Source organism: Streptomyces sp. NPDC058671, assembly GCF_042716475.1.
Lineage (GTDB): Bacteria > Actinomycetota > Actinomycetes > Streptomycetales > Streptomycetaceae > Streptomyces.
On the sequence record NZ_JBHXSA010000033.1, the window covers coordinates 37820 to 53226 of the forward strand.

Consider the following 15407-nt stretch of genomic DNA (forward strand, 5'->3'; position numbering starts at 1 on the left):
GGCGGCTTCGATCCCGGAGTGGTTCCGGCGAGCGAGCGCGGAACATTCCGAATGGCCGGCGTCCGGCGGCCTTGTTGGGTTCTTTGCGTATCCGTGGATTCGCTCGCCCTATACAACGACGGACACGGTGCCTCTAGGGTGCCGATGAGGCCGGACGCCTCGGCGGGACCGGTCGGCGTTCCCGTCGAACGGACCCCTCCCTGCGCTGAAGCACTGATGCTCGGGCAGCGGACGAGGCGGGCGCATTCCGAAGGATAGCGAGCGCGCCGGAGATGCAGGCCAAGCGCCTGAAACGAGGCGCGGCAAGAGCGGTGACCGATACCATCCACGCCGGCTGACGTTCCATAAGGTGCCGTTCCAATCAACAGAGAACTCGGTGTTTCTGTTAAAAGATTCTCTCCTCCTATACCTCTTGAAGTTCATTCGAGCGTTACGCAATAGTTCGGGTCGCGGCGAGTTGCCAACTCTCCGTCAGACAGGAACCACCCTGCGCCGGTGCTTTGTTGGCGTATTTCGGCGATACGCCCCCATAGGGTTCCTGGCTGCCATCCGGAAGGAATCAACGTGCGTAACTCTCGTAAGTGCCGCCTGGTCGCGGTGGGCATCGCTCTCTCGGCCTCTGCGGTCCTGGGGACCCAGTCCATGGCGCAGGCGCAGGACACGGCCTCCACCCCTCGCTACCAGCCTGAGATGGTACGGGCATTGGCCGCATCGCTCGGTGTGAGCGAAGCCGCCGCGGTCGAGCGTCTGGACCGGCAGGACGCCCAGCAGGCCAAGCTGGCTCAGCTGAAGAAGAGCGGGATAGTCGGCGACGGAGCGTTCTTCGACGCCTCTGGAAAGCTGACCGTGAACGCCGACGACGCCACCGAGGCGGCGAGAATCGAGAAGGCCGGGCTCGCCGCCCGGGTGCCCGCCCGCGGTCAGGCCGAGCTCGACAAGGTCAAGGCCGAACTGGATGCCCTCGCGGCGAAGAAGGTCCCCTCCGGGGTCGTCGCCTGGTCCGTTGACCTGGCCTCCGACAAGGTGACCGTCAAGGTCGCCGACGACCGGGGCGCCGCCGCCAAGGCGTTCCTCGCCCGGGCGGCCAAGCACGGCGCCGCCGTCCAGATCGTGCGGGGCCAGGAGAAGCTCGAGGCCAAGGCCGCGATCTACCCCGGCAGCAAGATGACGTTCAACAACACCTCCCAGTGGTGTTCCGTCGGTTACGGAGCCCGCGACAGCGCCGGCCGGCAGTACCTGGTGACCGCCGGGCACTGCGTCACCAACACCCTGCGCTACGACGGAACGGCCCTCGCCCAGGGGTACAAGACCCGCTACGCGCTCGGCACCCGCAGCGTCGACATGGGCCTCCTGACCGTCAACTCCGGCCACTCGATCGTCACTGCCGTCGGCACCTGGGGCCAGGGCAGCACCAGCACGGTCGCCGTCAAGGGCGTCAGTCGCGCCGCGTCCGGCGCCGCGCTCTGCAAGTCCGGCGCCACCACTGGCTGGACCTGCGGCACGGTCGGCTCCTACAACAACACCGTCACCTACATCGACCGCAACGGCGGCCCCGACACGGTTGTCAGCGGCCTGGCCTCCTCCACGGTCTGTGTCGAGGGCGGTGACAGCGGCGGCGCGTACATCTCCGGCAACCTGGCGCAGGGGATGACCTCCGGCGGCCCGGTCGACCAGCAGTGCACCAGCGGCGTCTACTCCCGCGGCACCTCGTACTTCCAGCCGCTCGACGACGCCCTGCGCTACTACGGGCTGACGCTCAACACCAACTGAGCACGTCCACTGCAGGACCGGCCGGGGGGGCTCGCGGGACAAGGCGAGCGGCCCCCGGCCGCTCTCCGACGGAGCCGTGCGTCCCCCCCGCCCCGCCCGCTGGAAGACGCCATGCTCAACGCCCCCCACACCGACGATCCGGACGCGATGTTCGCGGCCGTGTTCAAAGAGGCCCTGCGGCGGCGGGGCCTGCCGCTGGACCTTGTGCGCGATCACCTCCAGTCCCATGGGGTCACTCTCAGCCTTGCCACCCTCAGCTACTGGCGGAGCGGCCGCAGCCAGCCGGAGAAGCCCCAGTCCTTGCGCGCGCTCGACATCCTGGAACCCTTCCTCGGCCTTCCGTGCGGCGCCCTGCGCTCGCTGGTGAGGCGCCGGCCACGCGGCTGGGTTCCGCCGTACGATCCCGCCGCCGTCCGCGGCGTCTACGGCGAAAACTCCGACGTCGAGCAGGTCCTCGGCGACGCCTTCCCGCACTTCGATGCCGATCTGCGGCGACTGGTCGTCCACGAAACGGTGAGCGTGAACGAGCACCGCCTCGTCGGGGAGTTCCACGTCACCGTCGCCGTCAGGGCCGTCCGCGACAACGCACGACACCTGACCGTCATCCACACCCTGGACGGGCTGAACGCTGACGAGGTCGACTTCACCGTCCCCCACGGGCCGCCTCCGAGCACCCGGTACCGGCCGGAACTGAACTGCGTGGTCGCCGAGGTCCCCCTCGGCCGCCGGCTGGCCAGGAACGAGACCGCGGTCGTCGAGTACACCCTGCGCTCCGCCTCCACCGCGGGCATCTCTCGCTGTCACGAGCGCCGCCTCACCACACCCCTGCAGTCCTACCTGCTCCAGGTGCGCTTCCACCCCCGGGCCGTGCCGTCGACGTGCTGGCACTACTACCGCAGCCACATCGATGCCGAGCCCCGGAGCCGGCACACCGCGCCCCTGGACGGCTTCCATACGACGCACCTGCTACCGATGAAATGCAGACCTGGTGTGTACGGCATCGAATGGCAGTGGGCGGATTGAGACTCACACGCCCTCGACGGGGCCGGGCAGAGGAACCTGCGGACCCGCAGGCAGAGGACGACCCGTCTGCCACCGCTGGGCACATCAGCGGGAAACCGCAGGTAGGAGTTGTGAATCCGCCCTGACCAGCTTCCCCAGCCAGGGCAATCGGACCCGGCCACCGTCCTCTGGGCCTGAATGCGTACCGCTTCGTCGGTCACGTCGACCGACAGCACAGCCACGTCCGAGATCGACGGGAACAGTAACTCCTCCAGCCGGAGCACTACTTCTTCCACGGGCCGAACTGTCAGCCACACCGCATTTGGGGACGAATCATTTTCAGGCAGCTTCCCGAGGTCTCGCCCGCCCGACAAGCGTCACTCCGCGTGGTGATTCACGGAAAGTGAGTCAGAACCGTTTCTCGTGAGCATCCGCGAGCCGGCTGATTACCAATCGCTGCCGAAACTCATCGACAAACGCTGCTGCTGAAGGCGAACAAAGCCAACTGGGGCACCGCCGACGAGGAGCGCGCCGGATACGAGCGCCTGGCCTGGACCGTGAGCGAGGCCGGCGCCGACCTCGTGACCATCTCGACGGCCTCGCCTCCTGCTGCGCGAAGCCCCACTGCTCACCGACCGCGCCGGGCAGCGCCCGCAGTGGGCCCCCGCGCTGCGCCGACCACGCCGCCGGTCCCCGTGTCCGCCTTGCCGAACGGTCAGAGCCAGCCTCTGCGGGCCGCCTGGACGCCGGCCTGGAAGCGTGTCTCCACGCCCAGTTCGGTCATCAGCTCGGTGAGTCTGCGGCCCACTGTACGCTCGGTCACGCCGAGGGTGCGGGCGATGGTGCGGTCCTTCATGCCGGACGCCATCAGCGACAGCAGCTCGCGGTCCTTGGCGGACAGGCCGCACTGCGCCGTGTCCGCGCCGAGGGGAGTGGCGCGGGCCCAGAGGCTCTCGAAACAGCAGACGAGGGCGTCGACGAGTGCCGACTCGTGGACCAGCAGCCGAACGCCCGGGTCCTGGTCGGTGTAGGAGACGGGCAGCAGCGCGGTGGTCCGGTCGACGACGACCATCTTCAGGGTGGCATTGGGCAGGATCCGGGCCTGTTCGCCGGCGTCGATGCAGCGGCGCATGGCCGCTATGTGCTCGGGCGACGCCAGTGCCTCGCGGGCGTAGATGAACCGGTAGGCGATGCCGTCCTCGAGTCGGCGCAGTTCGAGGTCGTTCGGGTTGCTCTGGCCGCCGATGTACGGCGGGGCGTCGACCGCGACGATCTCCTCGCGCGCCTCCAGCTGGAGCCGCGACACTGCCGCCAGGACGGCGTCCTCGCCCTCCAGCAGCTCGACGACCGGCGTATCCCGGTGCGGTCGGGCACGCAGCCGGTCGGCCAGTTCCTCCACCTGCATCTGCATCTGGGCGAGGTCGCCGCGTCGGCGGCTGATCAGCGCGGGCAGGGCTTCGTCGGGTGCGATGAGGGCGTACAGCGGGGGAGTGAAGCCGATCTGCTGGACCAGGCCGTGGTCCAGGAGACGGCGGACGGCGGGGCGCAGTTCGGCCGGGGAACAGCCGGTGCTCTCCGCGAGCGCTTCTGTCGTGGCCCGCTTCAGGTCGAGCAGGGCGAGGTAGGCGTCGTTCTCGAGCTGGCCGAGACCGACGGGCTCCAGCGAGAACACGTGGACCTCCCATGCCAACGGTGGGGTCGTTGGGGTGGTGGGGACTGTAGGTCGCCCTCTGGTGGACGTCAAGGTTTCATGCCGACGCAGAGGAAGAGGACGTTCCGCGTCGTATGTGGTTTCTGTCGCGTTTCATCCCACCCATCCCTGCTGAACAGGACATTGTCCGGAACCGGAAGCGCACAGTCATGTACAGGCGGCTGCCGGCGCCCCAATCCTTGTCCCATCCCGCCGCGGCTGTTCAGCCTTCGGCGTCGCGCGGCGGAGCTTCCTCTGCCGTCACCCCCCACGGGCCACCCCCGGCCACGGGGACGGCATGCCTGGACAAGGAGCAACGATGCACCACAGATCTGCATTGCCTGCACGGAAGATATTCGGGACGGCGATCGCCGCCGGGCTGGCCGCCACCATGCTGGCGGTCGTGCCGGGGACGGCGGACGCCGTCGAGGGAAGCGTCCCGGGAGCACCGCGGACGGACACCGCGGCGCCGGCGACCGACGGGCCCGTCGAGCGCCTCATAGTCGGCTACAAGTCCCATGCCACAGAGGCCAAGTCCGACGACGCAGCGGCCAAGGACGCCGAGGCCAAGGGCAGGAAGGCCGGCGAGTCCCTCGACTTCGAGCGCCGCCTGGGCACCGGAGCCGCGCTGGTCGACCTCGGCGCCGAGCTCGGACAGAAGGACGCGACCGACGTCATGGCCGCCTTCCGTGCCGACCCGGACGTCGCGTACGCCGTCCCGGACCGTCGTGTGTACGCCACGGCCGCCGCGCCGAACGACACTTACTACGACCGCCAGTGGGACCTGTTCGAGGCCGCCGCCGGCATGAACGTCCCCGGCGCGTGGGACAAGGCGACCGGTGTAGGCGTCAAGGTCGCCGTCATCGACACCGGCTACGTCGCCCACTCCGATCTCGCGCCCAACGTGATCGCCGGGTACGACTTCATCTCCGACACGCGGATGTCCCGCGACGGCGACGGCCGCGACAACAACGCCGCTGACAACGGCGACTGGATGAACAGGGGCGACTGCGGCGTCGACGAGTTCGGCCGGCCGGTCCCCGACAGCGACAGGAACAACTCCTGGCACGGCACACACGTCGCCGGAACCATCGCCGCCACTGCCGGCAACAGCAAGGGCATCGCCGGCATCGCGTACAACGCGACCATCCAGCCCGTCCGGGTACTCGGGTGGTGCGGCGGCACGGACGCCGACATCATCGACGCCATCACCTGGGCGTCCGGCGGTTCGGTGCAGGGTGTGCCCGCCAACCCGAGGCCGGCCGACGTGATCAACATGAGCCTCGGCGGTGGAGGCGTCTGCAACCCCGGCACCCAGAACGCCATCAACGGCGCGGTGGCCCGCGGCACGACCGTCGTCGTGGCTGCCGGCAACGACAACGTCAACGTGGCCGACTTCCAACCGGCCAACTGCAACAGCGTCATCACCGTCGCCGCTTCCGACCGCCAGGGCAACCGTGCCGCCTACTCCAACTACGGCAACCTCATCGACGTCACCGCTCCCGGCGGTGAGACCGCCCTGGGCTCCGCGAACGGCATCTATTCCACGCTGAACACCGGCATCCGCAGCCTCGGCAACGACACGTACGCGGCATACCAGGGCACCAGCATGGCCGCCCCGCACATCGCGGGCCTCGCGGCGCTGATGAACCAGACGAGCCCGTCGATGACGCCCGCCCAGATCGAGTCCGCGATCAAGGCCAACGTCCGAACGCTGCCCGGCACCTGCTCCGGCGGCTGCGGCACGGGCCTCGCGGACGCGGCCCGGACGCTCGGCGCGTCCGGCGGCACCGACCCGCAGCCTCCCACCGGCAAGCTGTTCACCAACGCCGTCGACGTGACCATCCCGGACACCAACACCCCGGTCACGTCCTCCCTCGCGGTGACGGGCATCAGCGGCAACGCCCCGACAGCTCTCAAGGTCGGCGTCGACATCAAGCACCCCTACCGCGGTGACCTGCGTATCGAGCTGGTGGCCCCGAACGGCGGCGTCACGCAGCTCAAGGCCAACAGCTCCAGCGACGGCGCGGCCAACGTCATCACCACCTACACCGTCAACGCCTCCAGCGCGACCGCCAGCGGCACCTGGAAGCTGCGGGTCACCGATGTCTACAGCGGTGACACCGGCTACATCGACTCCTGGAGCCTGACCTTCTGACAGATCCACCCCTCCAGTCCGAACCAGGGGCCTGCCGATGTCGAGGATGACATCGGCAGGCCCCATGCCCTCTTCACGATCGCTACAGGTTTCAGCAGCAGCCAGGCCCCGTCGTCGTGGCAGACGGCCCGCAGCCGATCGTCCCCGAGGCGTAGCCTCCAGCGCCCGCAGCCGGTGCGCACAATGCGGGAAGCGCATACCCGGCACCATCCGGTCCCCCACACCGGATCCAGCAGCGGGTCACCGGGGTCGTACGCCCCGGCTGGGCTCGGCTACGTCGCGGACAGGGGTCGCGAAGGTCTGCACGGAGGCACTCGGGCCTCCGTGCCGCCAGGTGGTGCTCCGGTGTCAGGGCCCGCTTGACGGCACGCAGGAATCCACCGGTTCGAGGGACATGTGTCATTTGTTGCAGTTCATCCCGCTCGCCCGTGCTGAACAGGACATTGTCCGGAACCGGAAGTGCACAGTGATTTACAGGCGGTTGCAGGCGACCCAATGCTTGTCCCAACGCCCCCAGCGGCTGTTCCTCCCTCAGCGTTGCGCGGCGGAGCTTCCAATGCCGTCAGATCCCAGCGTGGCTACCCCCGGCCTCGGGGACGGCATGCCCGGACAAGGAGCATCGATGCACCAGAGAACCGCACTGCCCGCACGGAAGATACTCGGGGTGGCGCTCGCCGCAGGTCTGGCCGCCACCGCGCTGGCGGTCGTGCCGGGGATGGCTGCCGCCACCGAGGGAAGCATTTTGGGAGCCGGCGCGCCCAACACCATCAAGGACAGTTACCTCGTCGTCCTCAAGGACGGCACGACGACTGCGCAGGGTGTCGAGCAGCGTAAGGCCGCCCTGACCAAGCGCTACGGCGGCAAGGTCGGGCACACCTACACCTCCGCGCTCAAGGGCTTCTCGGTCAGGATGACCGAGAAGCAGGCCAAGCGGCTCGCCGCGGACCCGGCGGTCACCTACGTCGAGCAGGACACCAAGGGCTCGTTGCAGGCGGTCTCCTCCTGGGGTCTGGACCGTGTCGACCAGGGGGCTCTGCCGCTCAACGGCGCTTACACGGCGCCCAACACCGGCGCGGGCGTCACCGCGTACGTCATCGACTCGGGCATCCGCACCTCGCACAACGACTTCGGTGGCCGGGCGTCCTGGGGCACGAACACCATCGACAGCAACAACACTGACTGCCACGGGCACGGCACCCATGTGGCGGGCACCCTCGGCGGCGCGTCCTATGGTGTGGCCAAGGGCGTCAAGCTGGTCGGGGTCAAGGTCGCCGACTGCGCCGGCGACCTGAGTGCGACAAGTGTCACCGCCGGCATCGACTGGGTCACGCGCAATGCCGTGAAGCCCGCGGTGGCCAACATGAGCTTGGAGTACTCCAGCCGGTCCGTTGCGACGGCCGTGCAGAACTCCGTCGCCTCCGGCATCATCAACGTCGCCGCGGCCGGCAACGACTACGGCTACAACGCCTGCAACATCACGCCCGCCAAGGTGCCCGAGGCCATCACCGTCGGTGCGAGCACCCGCACCGACAGCGGGTGGATCGGCTCCAACATCGGCACCTGCATCGACATCTTCGCGCCCGGTGATGCCATCGTCTCCGCCGGCATCACGAGCGACACCGCCGCCGCGACGATGTCCGGCACATCGATGGCCGCCCCGCACGTGGCGGGCGCCGCCGCGCTCTACCTCTCGGCCGACCGGACGGCCGCACCCGCCCAGGTGCAGTCCGCCCTCAAGGACAACGCCACCAAGGGCAAGCTGACCGGCATCGGAGCGGGCTCACCCAACAACCTTCTCTACACCGGCTTCCTCGGCCGGTGATGCCCTGACTCCTGCGACGGCCTGTCCGGCCGGTATCCCCGGTTTCCACCCCCCGGCCGGACAGGCCATGGACCCGATCACCACCTTCCCCACGCCGAACGAGGTGCCCGTGCAAGCGAAATTCACCTACTGGCTCGCGGTGGCCGTCACCGCCGCGGCGGTCGCGGCCGGCGCCGGCCACGGCATAGCCGCACCGGCTGCTCCGAGCGCGGCCGACGACGACCGTGCCTACGTGTACCGCATCCCCGACGGCGCCCACCTGCCGCCGAACAAGCTCGCCGGTTTCGACCTGATCGAGGACCGCGACGGCGACGACCTGTTCGTCCTCGGCGACGCGGCCACCGCCACGCGACTCAAGGTCGCCGGCCTGCGTCCCAAGGTGGAGCAGAGGCTGGCCCCGGCCGCCTGGGAGCCGCCCAAGCGAAGCGGCCAAGCGCCCGCACTCACCCAGGCCGTCGCCGAGGAGACGTACTACGGCGGCTACCGCACCGTGAACGCCCAGTACGCCCACCTCGACCAGGTCGCCTCCGACCACGCGCCGCTCGCCACCGTCGTCGACATCGGCGACTCCTGGCGTAAATCCACCGGCAGGCCCGGCGGCTACGACCTCAAGGCCATCTGCCTCACCAAGAAGTCAAGCGACAGCTGCCAGCTGACGCCCAACTCCACCAAACCGCGCTTCCTCCTCCAGGCGCAGGTCCACGCCCGTGAACTGAGCACCGGCGAGATGGCCTACCGCTGGATCGACTACCTCACCGACGGCTACGGTACCGACGCCACAGCCACGAAAATCCTGGACACCCGCGAGATCTGGGTGATCCCGATCGGCAACCCCGACGGCGTCGACATGGTCCAACAGGGCTTCATGGGCGGTCCTACGGGTCAGCAGTGGCATCGCAAGAACGCCAACCACACCCACTCCACCACTACCTGCACCGAGGGTCCCAACTCCGGCAGCGGCATCGACCTCAATCGCAACAACAGCAGCCACTGGGGTGGCGCGAGCACCAGCTCCCAGCCGTGCGACCAGCTTTTCAAGGGCCCGTCGGCTGACTCCGAGTCCGAGAACAAGGCACTCCAGGGCTTCTACCGCAAGCTGTTCCCCGACACCCGCGCCACTGGAGACACCGCGGCCGCCACTGCCGCCACCAAGGGCATGTTCGTCACCCTGCACAGCTACTCCAACATGATCCTGTTCCCCTGGGGCTTCGACGGCAACACGGAGAGCGGCAACGACACCGCACTGCGCGCCATGGGCAAGGAGATGGCCCGGCTGGCCGGCGGATGGCAGTACGGCCAGCCCGGCGAAATCCTCTACGACGCCAGCGGCGGTCACGACGACTGGGCCTACGACCAGCTCGGAGTCCCCAGCTTCACCTGGGAGGTCGGACCCAGCAGCGGCACCTGCGGCGGCTTCCACCCTCCCTACTCCTGCCAGAACACCTTCTGGAACCAGGTCAAACCCATGCTCACCTACACGGCGGACAAAGCGGCCAACCCCTACGGGAGCAACACCACACCCACCCCGGCCGGCTGCCACGGCACCAACGCGGCCGACGTCGCGATCCCCGACGCCGGGAACGCCGTCACCAGTAGCATCAACATCACTGGCTGTACCGGAACCGCCTCCGCCACCAGCACGGCCGAGGTCCACATCGACCACACCTACCGCGGCGATCTCACGCTGGACCTCGTGGCTCCTGACGGCACGGCCTACCGGCTGAAGAACGCGTCCGCCAGCGACGGCACCGCCAACCTCGACCAGACGTTTACCGTGAACGTCTCGACCGAGACCCGCAACGGCACCTGGCAGCTCAGGGTTCAGGACACCGCTCCTCAGGACAGCGGCATCCTCGACACCTGGACCCTCACTCTCTGACCGAAGCCCACAACGCCGAGGGGAGGACCGAACACGTCCGGGCCTCCTCGGAAGGCGAGGTCCCCACCCGCGCCCAGCGTCTTGTGCCGTTCCGCCGAGGGCAGGTCGGCCTGTGCAGGACTTCGGCGTCCGTTCGCATCAGCTCACGCGCGTCCTGCAGCTGCTGCTCCAGCGCGCCGCGCGCCTCCCGGACGGCTGCCGGATCCGCCTCGCCGTCGACAGGATCGGCTTGGAGGCAGACGACGCAGTGACCCTCCGGGGGCTGCCGCGGCCGTAGGTGTGGCAGAACCAGCGGTCCGGCACGGTCCCGGGGTCCGGCCGAAGCCACGGCGAGAGGTCCACCGCCAGGACCAGCCGACCGTCCGCGGCCCTCGGCAGCGGCACCCCGGCCAGGACCCGCCGCAGCCGGGCGACATCCACCCGGCCCCGGTTGAGACCGGCGTACAACGCGCCGTGCCCACGGCGGTGCTCTGGTGCCAGCGCGAGATCCACGAGTGACCGCACCGGCCCGTCCGTGCACAGCACCGCGTCCGTCAGCTCGAACAACGCGTCCGCGCGGGCGGTCCGGCAGTCGTAGAAGTCGGTCCGGAACCGCGACAACACGGTCAGGGACTCGACGCGGACAGCGTCGTGCAGCAGACTCACCCTCGCGGCCTTGGCATGATCAACAGCGTCTCGACAACGCACATGATCACACCAAGGCCGCACCGCTGTCGCATCGCCTACCAGCGATCAACTGGCTCTTCAGGCGCGGACGTTAAACAACAAGCTCAAGCTCGCAACGGGGAGGCGCATGGGGGCATGTGGCCGTCGGCGCGTTCACCTGCTGGTTCCACGCGAGCGGTCTCCAACCCCCCTCTATGGTGGCGGCCTTCACGCGAGCGGTTGACCACCGGCTTGGCGCCGGAGTCGTGGACCATTTCAGCAGGCTGGATGAGGAAGCCGCACGGGGTAAGACGCCCCTGGATACGGCCTCAGGGCTACCAGCCGTACTGGCGACAACGGTCACGCACGAGCCGTGGGCACCCCCACCCGCATCGGATGGGGGCCCCGGCTCGTCCGCGCGCACCTGCGTTCATTCCGCCTCGACGCCCAACAGCTCCAGGAAGGCCGCGGCCGCCGGAGTGCGGCTCTCCCGACCCCAGACCACGAACTCGGCGCGTGCTGGTGCGTCCGTGACCTCGATCGTGACCATCCCGGTCATGCCCGCGACATACGCGGGCGGCAGTAGGGCCACGCCCAGGCCTGCGCCGACCAGACGGGCCAGGTAGTCCGCGTTGGTCACCTCGAAGGCGACCTCGCGAGTGAGGCCGGCGGCGGTGAAGGCCAGATCGGACTGGGCCCTGCCGGCGGTCTTCGCCGGGAGGTCCACGAACACCTCGGAGGACAAACGACGGAGGTCGACCGAGGTCTCGCCGGCGAGCGGGTGGTCCGGGGCGACCACGGCGACCAGCCGCTCCCGGGCCAGTTCCCGGGCCATGACGCCCCGAGGGCGGGTCGTGACCGGGATGCCGAGAAAGGCCACCTCGATCTCGCCCTGCCTGACCCGCTCGACGAGCTCGTCGCTCGCTCCCACACTGAGACTGATCCGGGCCTTCGGATGACGCTGGTGGAAGTCCTTCAGGACGGCGGGAATGTCCACGGCGGCGACAGTGGGGATCAGTCCCACCGCGAGGCGTCCGCGCACCTCCCCGACGGACGCCGCGACTTCGGCGGCGGCCCGCTCCGCCGCATCCAGGCACTGGTGGGCGGAGGGCAGGAAGGCCGCGCCCGCCGGGGTCAACCGGACTCGGCGGCTGGTGCGTTCGAAGAGCCGCGCACCCAGTTCCTTCTCCAGGCGCGCGATCTGGTGGCTGAGCGCGGACTGGACCACGAGGCAGCGTTGGGCAGCCCTCGTAAAGCTGTTCGTCTCGGCCACGGCGATCACGTACCGCATCTGCTGGAGCTCCATGGATCCATCGTGATTCGAGATCGATCACGTGACAAGCATGTGTTGGACTCATTAGTACCCCCGGCGCGAGACTTGTGAGGACCGCACACAGCAGGAACGTTTTCGGAGCACCTCTGCCGAGCGGGCCCGCGATCGGGCCCCTCCCGCATGCCCTAAGCCGCTCCTGCGCTGCCCTCTTCCCTACCTCCGCACCTGGGCGCACGCCGCCGAGGCATGCCTGCGCGCGGCCTCGCGCCCGTGACACCGAAAGGACGAGCGACCGCCATGAGCACCACGCCACCGCGTTCCGAGACAACCGTCGCCGACATCTGGGTGGACCCCCGCTGCCCCTGGGCGTGGATCACCTCACGCTGGATGCTGGAGGTGGAGCAGGTCAGACCGCTGGAAGCTCGTTTCCACATCATGAGCCTGTCGGTCCTCAACGAGGGCCGCGAGGTCCCGGAGAAGTACCGCCAGGGCATGATCGACGGCTGGGCATGCGTGCGCGTGTGTGTCGCGGCACAGCAGCGGCACGGCAACGAGATGCTGCGCCCCCTCTCCAACGCCGTGGGACGTCTGATCCACCACGAGAAGGTCGGGATCGGCCACGACATGATCCGCGCCGCCCTGGAGGAGGCGGTTCTACCCGCCGACCTGATCGAGGCCGCGGAGGACGCCTCCTGGGGCGAGCCGCTGCGGGCCGAGCACCACGAGGGGATGGACCCTGTCGGTTCCGAGGTCGGCACCCCCGTGATCCACGTGCCCGGATCGGAGCGGAAGCCGCTCGCGTTCTTTGGCCCCGTCCTCACCCCCGCCCCCCGTGGCGAGGCCGCCGGAACGTTCTGGGACGGTGTGCTGGCCGTGGCGAGCATCGACGGCTTCTTCGAGCTGAAGCGCGGCCGCGACCGCGCCCCGATCTTCGACTGAGCCGGCCGGACGGATGTCGCGAACCACATTGCTTCCCGCGGGATTTGAGGCAAGATGAAGAACAGACAGAATGTACTGGCGGCGGCCCTGACTGGCCTGGCTCCGGCGGTCTGGGGCAGCACCTACCTGGTGACCACCGAGCTGCTGCCCCCGGACCGGCCGCTTCTGGCGACAACCATGCGGGCCTTGCCCGGCGGCCTGGTCCTGCTGGCCCTCGGCCTGAAGCTTCCCGTCGGCGTCTGGTGGTGGCGCGCGCTGGTGCTGGGCATTCTGAACATCGGCGCCTTCAACTTCCTGCTCTTCTTCGCCGCCTACCGGCTGCCGGGCGGCATCGCCGCCATGATCATGTCGGCGCAGCCCATGTTCGTCGTGATCCTCGCCGCCCTCTTCCTCGCTGAGAGGATCAGAGCCATCCACGCCCTGGCCTGCGTAATGGGCACCGGGGGCGTGGTGTTGCTTGTCTTCAGGGGCACGGCGTCGCTCGACACCATCGGAGTCCTCGCCGCACTCGGCGGAGCGCTGTGCATGGCCTCGGGCATCACACTGACCAAGCGGTGGGGCCGGCCGGAGGGCGTGGGTCTGCTCACGTTCACCGGGTGGCAACTCACGGCGGGCGGTCTGGTCCTGCTGCCGTTCTGGCTGTGGCTGGAAGACCTGCCAAACGGTCTCACCGGCTCCAACGTCATCGGGTTCGCCTATCTCATCATCCTGGGCGCGGTCCTGAGCTACATCGTCTGGTTCCGAGGCATCGAACGCCTGCCAGCCGTGGCGGTCTCCTTCCTGGCGCTGGGCAGCCCGGTCGTGGCGACCCTGCTGGGTTACCTCTTCAAGGACCAGACGCTGTCCGCCCTCCAAATTGTCGGCATGGTCGTCATCTTCCTGGCGGTTGTGCTCGGCCAGCCGCGCCCGGCTCCACCCCGCACCCTCGTCTCGCACCTCCCCGACCAACCCGCTTTGGAACAGGAACGCAGCGGATAACGGCGGGGCAGCGGGTCCTGTGGTCACTGACTGCTGCCCCGAACTGTGGGTGTTGGCCTTGTACATGTCTCTTGTCGTGGCTTCGAGCTCGTTGACGAGCTTCGCGGCCGGGGCTCGGCGGACGATACGGCCCCTTTCCCGGCCGCGGCGGCGCTCCCACGTCGAAGGGCCTGGGGGCACGAACGCCCAGCGCCCCGAACTAAAGCGGCCCGGGGCGCGCCCTTGGTGCACAGGCCGGATGCGGTCGTACGGCGGCGTGTGCAGGGCCGCTTCGAGGAGCCCGGTGGCGAAGGTGCGGCGCTCGCGGCGGTCGACGCGGAGCATGACGGGTGCGAGGGAGGCTAGTTCCTCGGGGGTGAGGTTGGGAAGGCCGCTCTGCACGTGCTTTGGGGCACGGTTCTGTACGGGGGTGACCCAGGTCGCGCACCGGATCACGATCAGCGGGAGCAGGGTGGAGCCTTCCGGGACTTGGGCGAGGGCGTCTCGCAGACGTGGCCGGCGCGATCACGGAGGCGATGGGCAGCCCCTGGGCGAGCTTGTGCGCCGCCTGCTCTACGGCCGAGTTGTCGCTGGTCATAGGGGTCCCTGCTGCTCGACGGTGTCGCCGATCGTACGCCCGAGGCTCGGCGGCCGCCCCAAATGCCCATCCATGCCTTCATTCGATGTCGGTGTCGCCGAGGGTCTCCAGTACCTGGCGCAGACCGTCGCCCGTCTTCGTGATCAGGTCGCGGTCCATTTCGGCGAGAAGCCCGGCGTAGTTGGCCAGGTGGTCGGCGAAGGCGGCTCGGGTGACCTCGTGGCCGTGGTCGGTGAGGCGGATCTTGATGGTGCGCCGGTCCTGCCCGTCGCGCATCCGCTCGACCAGGTTCTTGGCCTCCATCCGGTCGATGCGGTTGGTGATCGCACCGGAGGTCACCATGGACGCTTTAAGGAGGGCGCCGGCGGTGAGGGCGTAGGGCGGGCCCGAGCGCTGGAGCGTGGTGAGCACGTCGAACTCCCCGTACTCCACGCCGTGCGCGGCGGCCGCGGCCTTGGCGGACTTCTCGACCACCCGGGCCAGTCGCTGGATCCGCGCGAAGAGCTGCACGGGCCACAGGTCCTGGGCCACGTCGGGGCGCTCCTTGACCCACTGACCGACGATCGCGTCCACAGCATCGCTCATTGCCGCACACCTCTCAATGGAAATTATCTCAACGTTAAGATACTTGACGCTGAGAGACCCGAGCTGCTTTTATCTCAACGCTGAGATTA

General features: G+C 68.8%; 10 protein-coding genes and 1 pseudogene. 7 read left to right on the forward strand and 4 right to left on the reverse strand.

The features are described 5' to 3' along the window. The first annotated feature begins 564 nt into the window (after positions 1-564). Together ACFWV2_RS30230 and ACFWV2_RS30235 are read left to right on the forward strand one after the other, a co-directional pair. Positions 565-1770: a S1 family peptidase gene (locus ACFWV2_RS30230; RefSeq protein WP_384409774.1), complete on the forward strand. Its 1206-nt coding sequence runs from the start codon at positions 565-567 to the stop codon at positions 1768-1770. Between the two features lie 111 nt (positions 1771-1881). Continuing rightward, complete coding sequence (locus tag ACFWV2_RS30235; protein ID WP_384409776.1) at positions 1882-2793, forward strand: hypothetical protein; 912 nt, start codon at positions 1882-1884, stop codon at positions 2791-2793. Positions 2794-3487: 694 nt separating this feature from the next. Here ACFWV2_RS30235 and ACFWV2_RS30240 read toward each other — a convergent pair. Further along, positions 3488-4444, reverse strand: coding sequence for a helix-turn-helix domain-containing protein (locus ACFWV2_RS30240; RefSeq protein WP_384409778.1), 957 nt, complete (start codon positions 4442-4444; stop codon positions 3488-3490). Positions 4445-4781: 337 nt separating this feature from the next. On the opposite strand from ACFWV2_RS30240, the gene ACFWV2_RS30245 reads away from it, so the two are divergent. From ACFWV2_RS30245 to ACFWV2_RS30255, 3 genes are all read left to right on the forward strand, one after another. Beyond that, the gene (locus tag ACFWV2_RS30245; RefSeq protein ID WP_384409780.1) at positions 4782-6620 is read left to right on the forward strand and encodes a S8 family serine peptidase; all 1839 of its coding nucleotides are present in this window, start codon (positions 4782-4784) and stop codon (positions 6618-6620) included. Between the two features lie 622 nt (positions 6621-7242). Beyond that, on the forward strand, positions 7243-8442 hold the full coding sequence (locus ACFWV2_RS30250) for a S8 family peptidase (RefSeq protein ID WP_384409782.1): 1200 nt from the start codon (positions 7243-7245) through the stop codon (positions 8440-8442). A 67-nt stretch (positions 8443-8509) separates the two neighbouring features. Beyond that, positions 8510-10321 carry a M14 family zinc carboxypeptidase gene (locus ACFWV2_RS30255; RefSeq protein ID WP_384409784.1) on the forward strand — a complete coding sequence of 604 codons (1812 nt, stop codon included), beginning with the start codon at positions 8510-8512 and terminating at the stop codon, positions 10319-10321. Between the two features lie 255 nt (positions 10322-10576). On the opposite strand, the pseudogene ACFWV2_RS30260 reads toward ACFWV2_RS30255, so the two are convergent. Both ACFWV2_RS30260 and ACFWV2_RS30265 read right to left on the reverse strand, forming a co-directional pair. Then, a pseudogene (locus ACFWV2_RS30260) lies at positions 10577-10966 on the reverse strand (transposase); the annotation flags it as partial. A gap of 430 nt (positions 10967-11396) precedes the next feature. Then, on the reverse strand, positions 11397-12272 hold the full coding sequence (locus tag ACFWV2_RS30265) for a LysR family transcriptional regulator (protein ID WP_384409786.1): 876 nt from the start codon (positions 12270-12272) through the stop codon (positions 11397-11399). A gap of 264 nt (positions 12273-12536) precedes the next feature. Between ACFWV2_RS30265 and ACFWV2_RS30270 the strand changes: the two genes are divergently transcribed. Further along, positions 12537-13178 (forward strand): disulfide bond formation protein DsbA, encoded by a 642-nt coding sequence (locus ACFWV2_RS30270; protein ID WP_384409788.1) that lies wholly within the window; start codon positions 12537-12539, stop codon positions 13176-13178. 54 nt (positions 13179-13232) lie between these two features. Next, the gene (locus ACFWV2_RS30275) at positions 13233-14156 is read left to right on the forward strand and encodes an EamA family transporter (RefSeq protein ID WP_384409791.1); all 924 of its coding nucleotides are present in this window, start codon (positions 13233-13235) and stop codon (positions 14154-14156) included. 655 nt (positions 14157-14811) lie between these two features. On the opposite strand, the gene ACFWV2_RS30280 is transcribed toward ACFWV2_RS30275, so the two are convergent. Then, on the reverse strand, positions 14812-15318 hold the full coding sequence (locus tag ACFWV2_RS30280; protein ID WP_384409793.1) for a MarR family winged helix-turn-helix transcriptional regulator: 507 nt from the start codon (positions 15316-15318) through the stop codon (positions 14812-14814). Between the last annotated feature and the right edge of the window lie 89 nt (positions 15319-15407).

Bases quoted from the DNA above. Each gene is read 5' to 3' on its own strand.
- ACFWV2_RS30270 (WP_384409788.1), top strand. From the start codon at position 12,537: ATGAGCACCACGCCACCGCGTTCCGAGACAACCGTCGCCGACATCTGG.
- ACFWV2_RS30280 (WP_384409793.1), bottom strand. From the start codon at position 15,318: ATGAGCGATGCTGTGGACGCGATCGTCGGTCAGTGGGTCAAGGAGCGC.
- ACFWV2_RS30275 (WP_384409791.1), top strand. From the start codon at position 13,233: ATGAAGAACAGACAGAATGTACTGGCGGCGGCCCTGACTGGCCTGGCT.
- ACFWV2_RS30250 (WP_384409782.1), top strand. From the start codon at position 7,243: ATGCACCAGAGAACCGCACTGCCCGCACGGAAGATACTCGGGGTGGCG.
- ACFWV2_RS30265 (WP_384409786.1), bottom strand. From the start codon at position 12,272: ATGGAGCTCCAGCAGATGCGGTACGTGATCGCCGTGGCCGAGACGAAC.
- ACFWV2_RS30235 (WP_384409776.1), top strand. From the start codon at position 1,882: ATGCTCAACGCCCCCCACACCGACGATCCGGACGCGATGTTCGCGGCC.
- ACFWV2_RS30245 (WP_384409780.1), top strand. From the start codon at position 4,782: ATGCACCACAGATCTGCATTGCCTGCACGGAAGATATTCGGGACGGCG.
- ACFWV2_RS30255 (WP_384409784.1), top strand. From the start codon at position 8,510: ATGGACCCGATCACCACCTTCCCCACGCCGAACGAGGTGCCCGTGCAA.